The 18,101-nt window shown below is 43.2% G+C and carries 13 protein-coding genes and 1 pseudogene; 9 read left to right on the top strand and 5 right to left on the bottom strand.

Translation table 11 applies throughout. The features are described 5' to 3' along the window. The first annotated feature begins 269 nt into the window (after window positions 1-269). Complete coding sequence (gene glmS / locus BK120_RS32840; protein WP_076271679.1) at window positions 270-2,102, top strand: glutamine--fructose-6-phosphate transaminase (isomerizing); 1,833 nt, start codon at window positions 270-272, stop codon at window positions 2,100-2,102. Window positions 2,103-2,460: 358 nt separating this feature from the next. Here glmS and BK120_RS32835 read toward each other — a convergent pair whose 3' ends face one another. The 3 genes and pseudogenes from BK120_RS32835 to BK120_RS32825 form a co-directional block, all read right to left on the bottom strand. Then, entirely contained in the window at window positions 2,461-2,823 is a 363-nt protein-coding gene (locus tag BK120_RS32835; protein ID WP_076271678.1) for a hypothetical protein, read from the bottom strand. Window positions 2,824-3,355: 532 nt separating this feature from the next. After that, window positions 3,356-3,768, bottom strand: a pseudogene (locus BK120_RS36225) (amidohydrolase family protein); the annotation flags it as partial. Window positions 3,769-4,244: 476 nt separating this feature from the next. Further along, complete coding sequence (locus BK120_RS32825; RefSeq protein ID WP_076271677.1) at window positions 4,245-4,958, bottom strand: DUF2711 family protein; 714 nt, start codon at window positions 4,956-4,958, stop codon at window positions 4,245-4,247. Between the two features lie 148 nt (window positions 4,959-5,106). On the opposite strand from BK120_RS32825, the gene BK120_RS32820 reads away from it, so the two are divergent. Continuing rightward, the gene (locus BK120_RS32820; RefSeq protein WP_076271676.1) at window positions 5,107-5,292 is read left to right on the top strand and encodes a hypothetical protein; all 186 of its coding nucleotides are present in this window, start codon (window positions 5,107-5,109) and stop codon (window positions 5,290-5,292) included. 126 nt (window positions 5,293-5,418) lie between these two features. Here the strand turns inward: BK120_RS32820 and BK120_RS32815 are convergent, their stop codons facing one another. Further along, the gene (locus BK120_RS32815) at window positions 5,419-6,369 is read right to left on the bottom strand and encodes a helix-turn-helix transcriptional regulator (RefSeq protein ID WP_076271675.1); all 951 of its coding nucleotides are present in this window, start codon (window positions 6,367-6,369) and stop codon (window positions 5,419-5,421) included. A 175-nt stretch (window positions 6,370-6,544) separates the two neighbouring features. Here BK120_RS32815 and BK120_RS32810 point away from each other — a divergent pair, with 175 nt between their 5' ends. The 3 genes from BK120_RS32810 to BK120_RS32800 are packed head-to-tail and all read left to right on the top strand — an operon-like array spanning window position 6,545 to window position 9,586. After that, window positions 6,545-7,519 (top strand): ABC transporter substrate-binding protein, encoded by a 975-nt coding sequence (locus tag BK120_RS32810; RefSeq protein WP_256711097.1) that lies wholly within the window; start codon window positions 6,545-6,547, stop codon window positions 7,517-7,519. A gap of 28 nt (window positions 7,520-7,547) precedes the next feature. After that, window positions 7,548-8,582, top strand: a complete 1,035-nt coding sequence (locus tag BK120_RS32805) for a FecCD family ABC transporter permease (RefSeq protein WP_076271674.1) — start codon at window positions 7,548-7,550, stop codon at window positions 8,580-8,582. Continuing rightward, a complete protein-coding gene (locus BK120_RS32800) occupies window positions 8,582-9,586 on the top strand; it encodes a FecCD family ABC transporter permease (RefSeq protein ID WP_076271673.1) in 1,005 nt (334 codons plus the stop codon). The genes BK120_RS32805 and BK120_RS32800 overlap by 1 nt, the downstream gene beginning before the upstream one ends. A 280-nt stretch (window positions 9,587-9,866) precedes the next feature. Here BK120_RS32800 and BK120_RS32795 read toward each other — a convergent pair whose 3' ends face one another. After that, window positions 9,867-10,772, bottom strand: a complete 906-nt coding sequence (locus BK120_RS32795; RefSeq protein ID WP_076271672.1) for an AraC family transcriptional regulator — start codon at window positions 10,770-10,772, stop codon at window positions 9,867-9,869. A gap of 126 nt (window positions 10,773-10,898) precedes the next feature. On the opposite strand from BK120_RS32795, the gene BK120_RS32790 reads away from it, so the two are divergent. The 4 genes from BK120_RS32790 to BK120_RS32775 all read left to right on the top strand — a co-directional run. Next, a complete protein-coding gene (locus BK120_RS32790) occupies window positions 10,899-12,284 on the top strand; it encodes an MATE family efflux transporter (RefSeq protein WP_256711096.1) in 1,386 nt (461 codons plus the stop codon). A 66-nt stretch (window positions 12,285-12,350) separates the two neighbouring features. Then, the gene (locus tag BK120_RS32785) at window positions 12,351-12,980 is read left to right on the top strand and encodes a DapH/DapD/GlmU-related protein (protein WP_076271670.1); all 630 of its coding nucleotides are present in this window, start codon (window positions 12,351-12,353) and stop codon (window positions 12,978-12,980) included. Window positions 12,981-13,152: 172 nt separating this feature from the next. Continuing rightward, window positions 13,153-13,803: a sugar O-acetyltransferase gene (locus tag BK120_RS32780; protein WP_076271669.1), complete on the top strand. Its 651-nt coding sequence runs from the start codon at window positions 13,153-13,155 to the stop codon at window positions 13,801-13,803. Window positions 13,804-14,331: 528 nt separating this feature from the next. Next, window positions 14,332-18,101 (top strand): beta strand repeat-containing protein (locus BK120_RS32775; protein ID WP_256711095.1); only part of this gene is annotated, 3,770 nt, incomplete at its 3' end.

The raw sequence follows: 18,101 nt of genomic DNA, 5'->3' as shown, positions 1-18,101 counted from the left end.
CATTCGGCGGGGACCTTCCGGTATTACAAGCCAACCGAAAGCCGTTACGTAAAACGGCCGGGCGACCGGTCATACAATCGTGCGGCAGGCTTCGATTATAATATTACTCCCGTATGTCCAAGATGCCACCAGCAGGGTGGGCATGGGCAGAGGGGTTACATTTTCCGCAATCATTCGGATTATTTTGTGACAACTTCATAGTGCCTGTGCCACGCATTGGCGGCATCCGATAAGGACGGGAAAATAACCTATCGGAGGCCTATTAAATTATGTGTGGAATTGTAGGATATATTGGTAAACGCGACTCGCAGGACATTTTGCTCGAAGGATTGAAGAAGCTGGAGTACCGGGGTTATGATTCCGCTGGTATCGCTGTCTTCACGAAAAACGGGCTCGAAATTACAAAGTCCAAAGGACGTCTCGCGAATCTTGAAGGCTTGCTGCGTGAAGTACCGCTCGAAGGTTCTATTGGCATTGGTCATACACGCTGGGCTACTCATGGTAAGCCATCCGATGTGAACTCGCATCCGCATACGGACAACACGGCTAAATTTTCGGTTGTTCACAACGGGATTATTGAGAACTACTTGAATCTTAAGGAAGAATTAGTGACAAAAGGGCATGTTTTTGTATCGGAGACAGATACCGAAGTCATTTCCCATTTGATTGCTGATGAATATAACGGCAACATCGTGGAAGCTGTGCAGCGTGCGGTTAAACGTATGCGTGGAGCGTTCGCGCTTGGTGTGTTGACTGAGTTTGAACCGGATCGCCTGGTTGCGGTTCGTTATGCAAGCCCGCTTGTTATCGGTGTAGGCGAAGGCGAAAACTTCATTGGCTCGGATATTCCGGCTATTTTGGAGCATACGCGCAACGTTTATATTTTGAACGACGGCGAAATGGCAATCCTGACACGCGATGCTGTCGAAGTAATGACGACTGAAGGCGAAACTATTTCCAAGGAAATATTTCATGTCGATTGGGATCTAGTAACGGCAGAGAAAGCTGGATTTGATCACTTCATGCTGAAAGAAATTCACGAACAGCCAAAAGCTTACCGTGATACTATGATGAGCCGCATTTCGGAAGACGGTAAATCTGTCGACTTAAAAGAGCTGGGTATGACAGCTGAATATATTAAATCAATCCGCAAAGTACACATCGTAGCATGTGGAACGGCATATCACGCAGGTCTTGTCGGCAAAACGGTCATTGAGTCGCTTGCGCGCATTCCGGTTGAGACGGACGTGGCATCCGAGTACCGTTACCGCTCGCCGATCATTACTCCGGATACGCTCGTTATCGTTGTAAGCCAATCTGGCGAAACAGCGGATACACTTGCAGCTTTGCGTGAAGCACAGCGCAACGGCGCTCGTGTGCTTGCGATTACTAACGTAGTAGGCAGCTCGGTTGCCCGCGAAGCGGATCATGTGCTTATTACATGGGCGGGTCTTGAAATTGCGGTTGCTTCGACAAAAGCATACAGCTCGCAATTGATTGCTTTTTATCTGCTTGGTCTACACATGGCAGGTACGCTTGAGACCAAAGAAGCTTCTTACATCGCAGAAGTTCTTGAGGCTATGCATCAGCTTCCAACTCAGGTTGAGCGCATCCTTGAGCAAGCGTATGTGCTTAAACAAGTTGCAGAGTCGTTCTCGCATCACAAGCACCTATTCTTCATCGGCCGCGGCGTTGACTATGCTGTAGCGCAAGAAGGCTCGCTGAAGCTGAAAGAGATCTCGTATATTCACTCCGAGGCTTATGCAGCTGGTGAGCTCAAGCACGGTACCTTGGCTCTCATAGAGGAAGGTATTCCGGTTATCGCTCTTGTTACGCAAGAAGAGCTGTACGAGAAAACACTTAGCAACATTAAAGAAGTAAAAGCGCGCGGCGCTCACGTTATAGGCATTGCGAATCAAGGTGCAGAGGAAGAAGTTGCGAAATCTGTCGACGAGCTATTCGCGATTCCGAAGACACTTCCGATCTTGTCACCAGCACTTTCAGTTATTCCGCTACAACTGATTTCTTATTATGCTTCGTTAGCTCTTGAGCATGACGTGGATAAACCGCGGAATTTGGCTAAGAGTGTTACGGTGGAGTAGGGAGTTAGTGTTGGAGTGGATCAAGTAAAGTTGAACATGCTTAAACTTCTTGAATTCGAAGCCGCACAGGGCCAAGTAGGCTTCCGACCACGCCGCTTGACGCTTGAAGAAGAAACGCTGAACTGCTGAAGCGGGAAGATGAATGCTGCGGCAGCGATCATTTGTTATACCCCAATGTTCATTTGACATCGTATACATCCAAGAAACAAGATGGATTTAAAATACTCACAGTCAAGCTGAGCGATTTCAGGAATTCCTCCTGAGATTCGCTCTTTTTTTCGCATTTTACGTCCTAAAAAATTAATAAACCTCTCGTCATAGACGAGAGGTTTTAATGATAATTACTATTTAGTCGCTATTAACTCGCAAAACCTGCCATAACATGCCAGCTCCCTGGAGCTGATAACGTATAACGGTATTCGCCAGCTGGTTGTCCAGTTGCTATTGTTAATAATGGTGTGGTTGTAGAACCCGGATAAATCCATTCTTGAGGGTTCAACGTGATTTGTTTGGAAGCAACAAATGTGTTCCCGCGATAAACATTAATCGTCAAAGTATCACGGTATTTACCCGTGTTAACAATAACGCCATGTCCAAATTTAATGGTTCCGCTTGAGATTGTGACGTTCGGGCTAGTGTAACTAAACGCAGCGAATGCTGTTGCTGCAAAACTCAAAAGCATGACTAAAACAAGTGAGAGGGAAAATATACCTTTCTTCATCCTTACATCTCCTTTTATTAGATATATTAGTTAATTATGTAAGAAGGCCTCTGCACCAAGAGTATAGACAAAGCTATAGAATAAGTAAAGGTGAAAATCATACTATATGTTCAGTTTGCAGATGATAGAATATTAGCCCTGCGGTTTTCGATAAGTCAATCGACGTAATAGTTTCTTCGCGGGATCAGAGTAGTTAATACGATGCAAGAACACGGCAATAATGATGGAGGTAATTCAAGCAAGCCAAGCGATAATGTCGCTGCTGAGAGCCACCAGCCCCGTCAGCGTAACCGTTTACGAATGTAGGGCCAATCATAACCTTGCTCTGTAATATTTGGACCATGCCATAGCCAAACAATAGAACAAATACAGGAAATGCCCGTCCATCAACAAAGAACTGACGTAACATTACAATAATACGATTTAAAGTGGTTGCTTCAAGTTCCAATAAATTCTGATTCGCATGTGCCAAGGGAATGAGCAATAGCACGAAGCCTTTGGCTAGATTGGGTCCAAGCTCGCGTTCGCTGCTGGTGGATGCGATAGATTGAAATGCGAAGTCTGTATGGTGCACCGTCTCCATGTCGACGATCGTTGTTGATCACTTTGCAGCAGTTCTCCAATACCAAGCATAGCCGAGTAATAAATGGATTCTTCATCAAGAGAAGCTTCTAGTGGCCAGATCCGTTTTTTCAACCAGTCAAGCAGTTCTAATTCATCGCCCTTTCCCCGAAACAAGGTTTGACATAAGTGAATATGAGTTTGGACAAAACCAGGGATTACGGTACGATTCGTAGCATCAAGTACTTTCTCTCCGCTCGTTGGTTCAAGGTCTGAGCCAATCTCACATATTCGACTGTTCACGACTTGAATGTCACCAGTAATAATGTCCTCACTTGCGTTCATAGTTACGATCTGCGCATTTTTGATAAGTAGATTTGACATGTTGCATTTCCCCAAGAAAATAAAGTATTAGACTCGGTAAGCGATCGGAAGCCAGTCACGATTGCCAGCAGCAGCACGATGCGCTCGATGCTTCTCAGTCTAATACTTATTATCTGATTTGATTCTATTTTGAGCACTCACTCGATGTCACAGTCTAAAACTTATTTTTTAAAACCTGACGATTTTCGAAACGGCAAACCGCGTCAAATCAACAACTCCGGTCTAATACTTTATTTTCCACATACATCGAAATGCAGGCTTTTTTATATCAAAAGTGATATATACAATGAAGTTATTCGCGACTAGTTTGTAGTAAGAAAATTAGTGTTAGACGATGAAAATAAAGCTTTAGACAAGGAAATAAGTCTTTGCTAATGGGCAGATGCCTTTATAGACAGGCTATGTTAAATCCTAATGTTAATTTTCAACCTAAAGAAAACTGCCCTACGTGGGGCAGTTTAAGCTAACGTTACTCGTTAGCTTAGTGATGTGTTTCGTAAACTCCAATAAATTTCGGTTTTGTCGTTGCAGAAAAAACCTTCCAAATCAGCAAAACTAACAATTTTATTGATTGTATCTTTGTCTGAACAAAGTATTGAAAAGTGACTATCCCAATGGGTTGTAAGTAAAATTTCATTTTCATGGGTAAATAAATTCAAGCGTTGATTTCGAAAAGCTGTGTTATCTTTGATTAAATCATCAATATATTCTAACTTTCGCTCTGTACAAAATTCATCTCCAGACCATATCCAGTCATGTCCTTCTTGTTTTATTGACAAAAGCACCTTATTCATTAGAAACTCTGGAAAAAAACCTTCCATCGGAGCAATTATCTGATGTTTCTCACAAGTGTCTTGAATCTTTTTAGAGGTTTCTTCGTTTGCAAATTGTTTCTTTAATCCCAAGATTCGGGTTCTTAATCCAATGTCTAAATGGCTGTAACTTTCGATTCCTGATATTGATAAGAACTGTTTCCATGTAATCATTTCGCACTTTTCTATTATCTCATTCTTACCTGGATAGGTTTCTGGCTCAAATAATTCATAATCAATTGATTTTGGTTTAATGAATGGATGGTAAAAAACAAAAACTTCATCATAAATTCCCTTGTAAAAATCCTTTAGGGGCATATCTTCTGGTGCACAAACAGCATTCTTATGAGGTTCAGGTAACATTCTCGTTTCACTCATTAATACATCAACTCTCCCATACTTCACGACTATTAAAACATTTCTGAACCTAAGCAATCCTGCCCGTTAGCTTAAAAAAGAAAAGGAGCGGCTGCCGCTGATTCACTAATATTTTATTTTCTTTCTATAGCAAGAGCTTCAGAAAGTTTTGGAAAAAGCTTGCCTTTTGGATGCGAGCAACAGTTTTTTTACATTATGCTTTGGACTATTTCAAACGTTTATTGGCATTATTTATTTTGGCTGGAGCACACTTGTCGGGGATCTTGAGCTCGTCATTACCGTTCTACTTCGTTATGGCAAGCGCAGCCAGACGGTTGCTAGCCAATTAGAGTGATGAGCAATCACTAACTAAACTCGCTCGGCGGTTAGTCAGATAATATGCAAAGGACTCGTGAATAAGATATTAATAATGGGCCGAGCCCCTTTTTAAATAACTTGTTCCACCTAGACTCTTCTGAAGTCAATCGCTGTATTGGTCAACCATGTCCTTTAAGCTTTTCTGTATGGACTCTCTTAGAATAAGCGGCTCCTTAACGACAGCCTCCCGGCCTAGAGAAAGAAAATATCCCGCATATTTGTTAGCGAGTGCAGGGAGCATCTTAAAACGCAGCACCCCTGTTCCGTCCTTATTCTCAACGATTTCTCCTGGTCGCCACACATCGGAGCGGCACTGGAGCACACCTCTTTTGGTTAACTGAACAATGGCATCAACTAGCGGCTCGTTGTCGGACCAATTGATCATCTCCTCAATGCTCATCGTATCCAGCGCTTTATGCTTTTTAAGAGGCAAAGCCGTGTCCTCAACTAATCTGAATCGTTCCACCAAAAAAGTATAAACCCGTTCGGTATCATAGTTCATTCCAATGCAAAACCATGATCCATTTAACGTATATATGCCGTATGGCTGCAGGCTCAGCTCACTAACGCCGCGCAGCGATTCGTAGGTCACCTTTAGAACGGTTCGTTTAATTGAAGCTTGCAAAAGCGTTTGCAAGTAAGGCGTTTCGTATTGACGGGGAGCCACCCAAAAGTGAAGACGCTTTTGCAGCTCATCAATCTGTTCTTTCCGATCCTCTGGGAGTATATGATAAAATTTTTTGAAAGCAAAGGGAGCATCGGATCCGAAAGGAAGAGATTGGTAGCTCTTAAGGGACAAGCTTATAAAAAACAAAGCAAAAGCCTCGTGCTCCGAAAAAGAAACAGGAGGGAGCTTCCGTTCGCGCAGCATTTGGTAGCCTCCGTACATACCTAGCTCCGAGTATAGCGGGACCCCCATTTGACTAAGCTCTTGCAAATCCCGCAGAATCGTTCTTCGAGATACACCAAGCTCGTCTGCTAGCTGCTTAAGCGTGAATTTTTGGCGTGTATTGATGGTCATAAGCAAGGAGATAATTCTTTGCGGCTTTTTCAAACGAAGTTTCCTCCTTCTATTTATAAAAATATCATCATTATCATACAGAATGGTGACAGTTTTTGTCACCCTTTTATGATACACTCTTTTTGTGGGCAAAAGCGCACGGCCGACGTTAACTCACATTTCATTATTGAGAATGAATATTATTATTAATAATAAGGGGTAGAGGAATTTGACTGCACACTCGAAAAAATGGATGCTAAGCGCAGTAGCGCTCATCCTCATCATGGTTCTATCTGCATGTGGAACAAATGCTCAGCCGGAAAGCAGCAACAAAGGCAACAGCGGCAATACCGAAGCATCGGCTTCTCCTGAAGCAGCATCTGAAAAGATTATTTATCGCGGTGAAGAGGGCGACATTGAATTTTCAGAATATCCGAAGAAAGTCGCGATGCTTACGAATACTTATGCTGGAAATTTATTAGCGCTGGGCATTACTCCTGTCGCTATTAACGAATATCCGAAAGAGAACAAATTTTATGAAGGCAAGCTTGATGAGGTTGAAGTAATTACGGCTGACAATGTAGAGAAGCTCGTTGAGATTGATCCCGATGTAATCGTCACGTATACAGGCGACAAAAACATTAGCAAATACAAAGAGATCGCGCCAACTGTCGTGATGTCCTATGACAAATACGATTATAAGCAGCAGCATCTTGAAATAGGCAAGCTCGTAGGCATGGAAGCTGAAGCGCAGGCCTGGATCGACGAGTGGGAAACCAAAGCAGCAGCAGCCAAAGAAACGGTATTTAAAGTAGTCAGCCCGGATGCGACTGTTTCTATCATGGAGAGCTACGGAAAAGATACGTACATTTATTTTAAAAACGGAAGCCGCGGTACAGAGATTCTGTATCAGGTGCTTGGCATGAAAACACCTCCTTCATTGAAAATTGAAGAAAACGGGCCTCCATATAAAGCTATTTCCTCCGAATCGATTGGGGAGTATGCAGGCGATTACGTATTCATGGGAGAGGGCGGCTCTACGACAAAAAACTCATTTATGGATACCGATGTGTGGAAAGGCCTTCCCGCAGTCAAAAACAATCAGGTCATCGGCTTTGATGCCACTTCTTTCGCTTACAACGATCCAATTTCATTGGAGAAAGAGCTCACGTATATCGTAAAAGCTTTAACTGAGCAGAAGTAAAGACAACATATAAGAAGTGCAAACGAGGATGAAGATGAAACAGGCAGATATGACGCAAAACAAGGCTCAAGCCAAGCCGTTAGCTGGTGTGATTACTGTAGTTGCAGGAAGCGTGTTTCTGACGCTTTCCATTCTACTGTCCGTAGCGGTCGGTGCTGCCGATATTGATTTGGCTACAGTATGGCAGGCTATCTGGGCCTACGATAGTTCTGTACAATCAAACCAAATTATTATGCAAATCAGGCTGCCACGAGAGCTGGGAGCAGCTTTGGTGGGCGCAGGCTTCGCCGTCAGCGGAGCCATTATGCAGGGCTTGACGCGCAATCCAATAGCAGATCCAGGCTTGCTTGGCTTGAATGCCGGTGCTAGCTTAGCTTTGGCATGTACCTTTGCATTCCTCCCGGAGGTTAGCTATCTCGTCATTATGCTCGTTTCGTTCGCAGGCGCAGCTATTGGTGCCGGAATGGTATTTGGCCTTGGAGCCCTAAATCGACAGGGAATGAGTCCGCTTCGCCTTACATTAGCGGGTGCTGCAGTTACGGCTTTACTAACGGCTTTGGGACAAAGCATCGGTCTTCATTTTAAGCTGGCGCAGGATTTGGCTTATTGGGTGGCTGGTGGCGTATCGGGTACAAATTGGCTGCAGCTTAAGCTGGCTGCGCCGATTATTATCGGGGGAATTTTGGTAGCCTTCTTGCTGTCGCGAGGGCTGACGATTTTAAGCTTTGGCGAGGATGTAGCTAAGGGGCTTGGACAGCGCACCATTCTGCTCAAAAGCATCCTGATGATCATTGTCCTTCTTCTAGCTGGAGCTTCCGTCTCCATTGTCGGCTCGATTGCTTTTGTTGGACTAATGATTCCGCAAATTTGCAAGTTGATTGTAGGTTCCGATTACCGCTTAATCATCCCATGCTCGGCTGTGCTGGGCAGCGTACTGCTGGTGCTTGCCGATACAGCTGCACGAACAGTAAATGTACCCTACGAGACGCCTATAGGCGCTATTGTAGCAATCATCGGTTTTCCTTGCTTTCTCTACCTGACCAGAAGGGTGGGAAGAAAGTGATGATCTTCTCGCAGTTGTCGAAATTTCGTGTTGTTGTGATAGGGGCTGCTTTGCTGCTAATCGCCATCTTCGTTATTAGTGTGGCCACAGGCCCGGTGTCCTTGTCGCCTTCTCAAATATGGCGAACGATTCTTGGCCAAGGAACAAGCAAGGATGAGCTTATTTTATACACCTTCCGCTTTCCGAGAATTTTGATTACCATTTTGGCCGGAATGGGACTCGCTCTATCAGGAGCGATTTTACAAAGCGTGACCCGAAACCCTCTTGCTGACCCCGGGATATTAGGAATAAACGCCGGAGCAGGCTTAATGGTCGTTATTTATGTAATGTTTTTTACGATTGAACCGACAAGCTTTCTTTATATACTCCCCCTGTTCGCCTTGATAGGCGGCTTGTTGACTGCTGCGTTTATTTATCTCCTCTCCTATCGGAAAGGCGAAGGTCTGGAGCCAACAAGACTGTTGATTGTAGGCGTCGGGATGGCAGCTGTACTTTACGGCATTACATTAACACTAACAACCCGTTTTGATCGCGAGCAATATTTGTTCATTGCGAACTGGATGGCGGGACGGATTTGGGGAGATGAGTGGCCGTTTGTCCTTGCGCTGCTGCCTTGGTTGATTTTGTTCGTACCCATTGTTTTTGCAAAGGCCAAGGTGCTCAACGCTCTCAATCTGCATGAAAATATTGCAGTCGGCTTAGGCGTCAATGTCGCTAAGGAGCAGCGATTACTGCTTATCATTGCCGTAGCACTCGCAGCCGCCTCCGTATCTGTAAGCGGCGGAATCGCATTTGTTGGCCTGATGGCACCGCACATCGCCAAAGCGCTCGTTGGCCCGCGCCATCAGCGGTTTCTCCCCGTATCTGCCATGCTTGGAGCGGCCCTGCTGCTGATTGCCGATACGATTGGCCGAGCCTTGCTCGGTTCAAGCGGCATTCCCGCCGGCATCATCGTCACGATCATCGGGGCGCCGTATTTTATGTACTTAATGGCGAAGAAGTAGAGCTTGGGCCTAATAGATACCATCGCAAATACAGTCAAATGCAGCCAGTTATTCTCGATTTCGAGGGTAACTGGTTGTTTTATTTATGTACTCTCCGATAATGGTTAGTTTCTCTGATGCGGAATATTTAACTTTAGACATAGAAAAGCTCCCCTCATAGCAACAGGTTTTTTATTATTTCACCTTCCACTATTTGGGGAGCATATCACTTCGGTGGCCTTAATCTCGGACGAGCTGACGAGCTGACAATATCCATCGGTTGAACTGTATTTTGTCATGGTCAATCCCCGCAATATATATTGTTACTTTTTGTCTGTTTTCGATAATCTTGTGGAACTAAACCCAGTTGTTTTCGGAAAATAGATGTAAAGTAACTACCGCTTTGGAAACCGCAAGCCAGTGCAATTTCACTTATGGATCGTTTTGTTTCCGTCAGCATCTCACAACTTTTCTGAATTCGATATCTAGTGAGATACGTGTTAGGGGTTTGACCTACATACTTATTAAACAATGTACAGCAGCGACTCCTGCAAACAGTTCCCGCCGATGCTATATCTTCAAGCGTTATTTTTTGATCATAGTGTTGTCGGATGAAATTGGTCATCTTCTGAACATTTGTCCACAATTGTATGTCTTCAGGTTGCCCAACCTTCGGTTGCAGGTGATCTCCGGTTAAAGCAAGTAAAGATAAAGCCTGTGAAGTGAGGCGAAGCGGATTTGGGAAATAGCTTTCGTGCATTTCATCATAGATCGCTAGAAGAGAAAGCAATATGCTCTGTTGCCATGCAACTTGGTTTGTAAGCAATACAAAGTCGTCCGTTAGTTGATTGAATTTTTCGTCCCAATAGGTTTGAAGCGGGGATGCACCTTCGCCAAGAAGGGCGGGGTGAATGACAACAACAATGAATAAACAATCGATATGATCTTGGGAGAAACCAAAATGTAATCGGCGGCTATTCACGAAAATTCCATTCTCTTGCTCTATGCGAGTAATATGTCCGTTAACAGAAAAATCCATGGATCCTTTTAGCACATAAATGAACTCTACATCTGAATGCCAATGAGCTGCAGCAGCATAATTATTAAATTGATGCAGACTTCCTTGACGAATATAAAGAGGTAAATCAGGAAGATTATAATCCAAGCGTTCCGATAAATCCGAAAACACTTCTAAATTTTTAGTCAAATGGAACTCTCCTTTGAACTATATACGATTCTTATAATAATATAGTCAATTTTAATGGATTGGACAATAATTTTGTTCTATATTGATATCATTCAATTGAACAGGAAGGAGAGGGGAGAAAATAAGGTGAGAAATCGTATGCAAATAACATCTCCCATGAACCGTGATTTTAATCGGGAGCTTATGATGCTCGTGATTCCCATTGCATTGCAAAATCTGATCTCAGCTTTGGTCATTTCAATAGATGTGGTCATGGTGGGCATGATTAGCCAAACTGCGATGTCGGCTGTATCGCTCGCAGGCCAAATTACCTTTGCGTTGACCTTGTTTTACATGGGAATGTCAACAGGAGCAGGTATTCTTACTGCGCAGTATTGGGGCAAGAAAGATCTAGAAACGATACAGCGCGTGCTCAGTATTGCCTGCATGTTCTCGCTATTTATCTCTGTTATATTTTTTTCTGTTACGTTTTTTGTTCCGGAGACGCTAATGCGACTTTTTACAAAGGATAATGAATTGATAGAGTATGGTTCAAGGTTCTTAAAAATGCTTTCGTTCTCGTATATTGCAATGGGCCTTTCGCAAATGTATCTCACCGTAATTAGAAGCATGGAAAATGCACGACTGAGTGCTTCGATTAGCTCTATATGCTTAATTTTGAACATATTGTTCAATGCAATCTGCATCTTTGTTCTCTTTCCGACGAAGCCGGAGCTCGCGGTTGCATCGGTAGCCCTTTCAACGGGTTTAGCACGTTTCATTGAACTTGCTTGCTGTATTGTACATTCCGTTACCAGAGGACCGATTCGCTTCCGACTTCTTACGTCTAAAGGCAATCAGCGTCATTTGTTAAAAGATTTCTGGAAATACACTTTGCCTGTCCAAGGCAATTATATTGTTTGGGGCATAGCTTTAACTGCGACAGCCGCAATTATCGGTCATGTAAGCTCTGATATGGTGGCAGCGAATTCTGTGGCATCCGTGGTCAAGAACCTTGCTGTTGTACTATGTGGAGGCATTGCCAGCGGCGGATCTGTACTAATTGGAAAATATTTAGGGCAGGGAGAAATTGAGAAAGCGAAACATGCGGGTAAACAGATGAGCCTGTACGCTCTGATTTTTGGAGTTATTGCAGGATTCACGATTTTGCTGCTAAAACCACTGGTTTTCTCTGTCGTGAGCTTGAACACTGCTGCACAAAATTACTTGGATGGCATGCTGTATATCAGTGCTTTTTATTGTATTGCGAAGTCGATGAATGCCACGATCATTGCGGGTATATTTACGGCTGGCGGCGATTCTAAATTTGGATTTTGGTGCGATACGGTTGTGATGTGGGGCATAATATTACCGCTCAGCTACTTGTGTGCTTTTGTTTACCACGTACCTCCCATCGTACTGTATATCGTAATTTGCTTAGATGAGGTCGTTAAGCTTCCTGTTACTTATATCCGTTATCGTCAATACAAATGGTTGAACAATATTACAAGAAACTTTGAACAAGTTAGTTAAAGAAAGCGGCTTATACCCATTTCATATATATGAAAAATATAAATTTTGTCCAGAGGAGACTAATGCATGAATATTCAAGAGCGAATGAAAAACGGTCAATTGTTTACCGATCACGATTCTAATTACCCAGAGGAAGCTGCTGCTCTAGCTCGTGCGCGCCAGCGTGGCAAAGCTCTGTGCTATGAAATCAATCAATTGCATCCCGATGATTTGGATGGACGGAAATTGCTGATGAAACAGCTTTTTGGGAGCATGGGTGAAAATGTATGGATGGAGCCGCCAATTCGTATGTCCTACGGTTCGAATACTACGGTAGGCAACAATGTGTATATCAATTTTAATCTAACGGTTGTCGATGACTATAAGGTTACGATTGGAAATGACGTGATGTTTGGCCCAAATGTAACGATCGCTGTGACCAACCATCCGGTGCACTCGGTCATGCGCAAAGGAGGCGGAATGTTTGCCTTGCCGGTCGTTATAGAAGATGGAGTTTGGATAGGTAGCGGCGCAATCATTTTACCGGGTGTTACAATCGGAAAGGGAAGCGTTATTGGGGGCGGCAGTGTTGTAACTAAAGATATTCCAGCCAATGTAATAGCAGTCGGTAATCCCTGCAAGGTGCTCCGAGAGATTACGGATCAAGACGAAATTTTTTACTACAAAACCATGCGCTTTGATCAGGTAGAATGGTAAAAACAGCATTTTAAGCATTAAGAATACTTTCAGCCAGTGGTCTTTACCCTTACTGGTCAGTTATTAGATGATGTTAGTGAGCACATTAAAAGTGTGCTATTGGCAATATGCAAAACAATCATCCTACGGCTTTGAGACATATGTTTCGGTCGGATACATTGGAGATGAACATATGACGGAAGAGGAACGAATTTTTAAGGGGATTTTATTTAGTCCAGGTGCTCCCGAGTTAAAGGCTATAAAGCTCCGTGCACATAACCTTAGCAGTCAATATAGCCGCACTTTTGAGGATCAGACAGAGGAACGCAAAGAGATACTTGAACAGCTGCTTGGCAGGATGGGGGAACACAGCTTCATTCAGGGTCCTATTTTCTTTCATTACGGGGTTCACACAGAAATCGGAAATCACTTCTTTGCCAACTACAATCTTACCGTACAGGACGATGCAAAAATTACCATTGGAAACAATGTCAGTTTTGGGCCTAATGTAACGATTGTTACACCTATTCATCCGTTCATCGCCTCTGAACGTAGGCAAATGCTTGATCAAAATGGTAATCGTAAGTCGCTGTGTTACGCCAAGCCTGTGACGATCGGAAACGATGTGTGGCTCTCAGCCAATGTAACGGTATGCGGCGGTGTTACCATTGGAGACGGATGCGTGATAGGAGCAGGTAGTGTGGTGACTCAAGATATCCCAGCAGGCTCCTTTGCTGCGGGTGTTCCATGCAGAGTAATTCGCCAGATCACACAAGCGGACAGTATGCAATTTAAACCGGAAGTGTTGGCAGATTGCCGTGTGATTTCGGATATAGAGTCATAACACACGATAAGTTTGCGTATTTTCGGTGTTAGCATCAATGGTCATATACTAAACCTACTTAATGATTAAAAAGGAACCGTTCTAGAACGGTTCTTTTTTAATGTTATTAAAGTTATTTCTTTGCTTTCATTTTCTTTGAAAAATCTGCTGTAATTTCGAGCGCAAGTGGATTGGCAGAAGCGATTGAAACTAAACTCAGTGCCAAAGGTAACGCGATGAACGGTGATAAAGGAGCAACGATGTTCCTTAGAACAGACGGCGGCCTTGAATAATGTAAATTACATTTTATATGGATACAGCGTATCGACCCGAGAAATATCCTCATTCTTTGTACTACATAAAAAAATTGTCATATGACAGAATTGATGACAGCGGTCACTATAAGACAACCTCCCTTTTAATTATAGTAGTTAATGATGAGAATTTTTATAAGGATCATGTTGAAGCCATGGTAAAAAGGCAGCTAAAGACCTCATGAATTATCAATGATTAACTATGGTTCCATACAAGAAAGCGGAGGAATGAAGGATGAGGAAACAATCTTTTTTGTTGGTCATCGCTATTTTATTATCAGTTATTTCACCTGGACTAGTACCTAATAGAGCGGATGCGGCTGGGGGTACAGTTACAAAAACTTACGCTGCCTCTGCGGACACGATGGAGTTGAGAGGTCAGCAGGAATATGACGGCATATATGATAATGATGGGGATGGTTATCTTTATGTTGGTATGAGTAATAATGACGGATTCGTAAATGTCCGAAATAGAATGGCAACTATGTTTAATCTAGGTGTACCCGAAGGAATTATTGTTTCAGCAGAGCTGGTCTTGACTGTCGCTACTGTCCTTAGAATCCCTGGTCATAATTTGTATATGGAAGTTAGGGGTTCTACAGCGAATGATTTGAACCTTGTAAGCTTTCCGCCAATGGATACGAACACTCTTTATGCGGATAAATTTACAGCAAAGAGTACTAGTGAAGTGCCTATGGGTACATATCTTCAGAATCAAACGATTACTCTTAACGTAAAATCAGCTGTAGATGCATTTACGGACAGCTCTGATCGTAAACTAACCTTAATTCTGAATGGTAATGAGTCAGATGCTGATAGCGGTAGATTTCTATTTTATTCCATGGAAGCTGCAAATGCTGCGTATCATCCTAAACTAGTGCTTACTTATGAGACCGGACCTGCAAATACGATTCCGACAGGTTCTTTTACGATAAATGAAGGCGCAGCTACAAGCTCGTCAATTGCTAATCTATCTGTAACGGGATCTGACGCTGACGCAGGCGATAGTGTTACGCATATGAGATTTTCGAATAGTTCTGCGGGTTTGTCGGCAGCATCTTGGTTGCCTTTTAGCAATTCAGCAACATTTAGTCTAGCTGGCGGTGACGGGGCTAAGACGATCTATATGCAATTAAAGGATTCCCAAAATGGGATTTCGAATACATCTTCCCAGAGTATACTATTAGATCAGACATCTCCAACAGGATCTCTTATCATTAATAATAATGCTGCATTTACTAAAAACCACACCGTGACTTTGAGCGGAAGTTATTCCGACGGGAGTGGCTCGGGAGTTGAGCAAGCTCGGCTCTCGAATGTTAGCGGTAGTTGGCAAACGAGTTGGTTTAATGTTTCTGATTTGAATGGGAGGTCGTGGGTACTCCCAGCAGGAGAAGGCGCTAAAACGATATATGTTCAATATAAAGATAGGGTCGGGAATTTGAGTATGGGAACTATAAGCAGCACGATTACTGTAGATACCATATCACCAGTTATATCAAATGTAGAGAATAATAAAACATATAACAAGGCGATAGCCCCCACATTTAATGAAGGTAGTGGGCTATTGAATGGCAACCCCTTTAATAGCGGGACAGAGATTGTTATGGATGGTACTTATACGCTGATCGTAACAGATTCGGCAGGGAATTCAACAACGGTTAATTTTAAAATAGACAAGGCTGCACCAGTTGTAACAGGTGTAACTAATGGTGGAATCTATAAGGGGAATGTGACAGTCACCTTTAATGAAGGAACGGCGACATTAAATGGAGCAGCATTTACTAGTGGAACAATCGTTACAATAGACGGTACTTATACGCTTGTCGTAACTGATCAAGCAGGGAATGTAACAACAGTAAGTTTTGAGATAGATAAGACTGCACCATTTGTAAGTGGAGTAACACATGGTGGGAGTTATAAAGCCCCGGTTACGGTGTTTTTTAACGAAGGAACGGCGACGTTGAATGGAGCAGCATTTGCTAGTGGAATGCGGATTGACGCGGATGGTAGTTATACACTTGTCGTTACGGATGCAGCAGGAAATGTAACAACGGTGAACTTTTTGATTGATAGAGTAGCACCAATCGTAACAGGTGTTATGGATGGTGGCATGTACAAGGATAAAGTGACAGTTAGTTTCAATGAAGGAACGGCAACATTGAATGGAACTGCTTTTTCAAGCGGTACGGAGGTTACTGCAGACGGTAGCTATACACTTGTCGTAACGGACGCAGCAGGAAATGTAACAACGGTGAACTTTTTGATTGATAAGGTAGCACCAATCGTAACAGGTGTTGCGGATGGTGGCATGTACAAGGATAAAGTGACAGTTAGCTACAATGAAGGAACGGCAACATTGAATGGAGCAGCTTTTACAAGTGGGACTGAAGTTACTCAAGAGGGCACGTATAAGCTAATCGTAACGGATGCAGCAGGAAATGCAACAACGGTGAACTTTGTGATTGATACCGTGGCACCAATCGTAACAGGTGTTGCGGATGGTGGAATATACAAGGAAAAAGTGACAGTTAGCTATAATGAAGGAACGGCAACATTGAATGGAACTGCTTTTACGAGTGGTACGGAGATTACTGCAGACGGCAGCTATACACTTGTCGTAACGGATGCAGCAGGAAATGCAACAACGGTGAACTTTGTGATTGATAGAGTAGCACCAATCGTAACAGGTGTTGCGGATGGTGGGATGTACAAGGAAAAAGTGACAGTTAGCTTTAATGAAGGTACGGCAAAATTGAATGGAACTACTTTTACGAGTGGTACGGAAGTCATTCAGGACGGCACGTATAAGCTCATCGTAACGGACGCAGCAGGAAATGCAACAACGGTGAACTTTGTGATTGATAAGGTAGCACCAGTAGTAACTGGAGTAACTGAAGATGGGATCTACAAGGATAAAGTGACAGTTAGTTTTAACGAAGGAACGGCAACATTGAATGGAGCAGCTTTTACGAGTGGTACGGAAGTTAATCAAGACGGAACGTATAAGCTCATCGTAACGGATGCAGCAGGAAATGCAACAACAGTGAACTTTGTGATTGATAAGATAGCACCAGTAGTAACTGGAGTAACCGAAGGTGGAATGTACAAGGATAAAGTGACAGTTAGCTTCAATGAAGGAACGGCAACATTGAATGGAACTACTTTTACGAGTGGTATGGAAGTCATTCAGGACGGCACGTATAAGCTCATCGTAACGGATGCAGCAGGAAATGCAACAACGGTGAACTTTGTGGTTGATAAGGTAGCACCAATTGTAACAGGAGTTGCGGATGGTGGAATGTACAAGGATAAAGTGACAGCTACCTTCAATGAAGGAACGGCAACATTGAATGGAACTGCTTTTACGAGTGGTACGGAAGTAATTCAGGACGGCGCGTATAAGCTAATCGTCACGGATGCAGCAGGAAATGTAACTACAGTGAACTTTGTGATTGATACGGTGGAACCAATCGTAACAGGTGTTGTGGATGGTAGAATTTACAAGGATAAAGTAACAGTTAGTTTTAATGAAGGAACAGCAACATTGAATGGAACTGCTTTTACGAGTGGTACGGAAGTTAATCAAGACGGCACGTACAAGCTCGTCGTAACGGACGCAGCAGGAAATGCAACAACGGTGAACTTTGTGATTGATACTGTGGCACCAATCGTAACAGGAGTTGCGGATGGTGGAATGTTCAAGGATAAAGTGTCAGTTAGCTTTAATGAAGGAACAGCGAAATTAAATGGAGCTACTTTTACAAGCAGTACGGAGGTTACTGCAGACGGTAGCTATACACTTGTCGTAACGGATGCAGCAGGAAATGCAACAACAGTAAACTTTGTGATTGATAAAGTAGCACCAGTAGTAACTGGAGTAACCGAAGATGGAATCTACAAGGATAAGGTGACAGTTAGCTATAATGAAGGAACGGCAACATTGAATGGAACTGCTTTTACAAGTGGTACGGATGTTATTCAGGATGGAACGTATAAGCTCGT

This window comes from Paenibacillus sp. FSL A5-0031, assembly GCF_001956295.1.
In the GTDB taxonomy this organism is placed as follows: Bacteria; Bacillota; Bacilli; order Paenibacillales; family Paenibacillaceae; genus Pristimantibacillus.
Note: the sequence above shows the minus strand (reverse complement) of the source record. Positions and strands in the feature narration are given on the sequence as shown.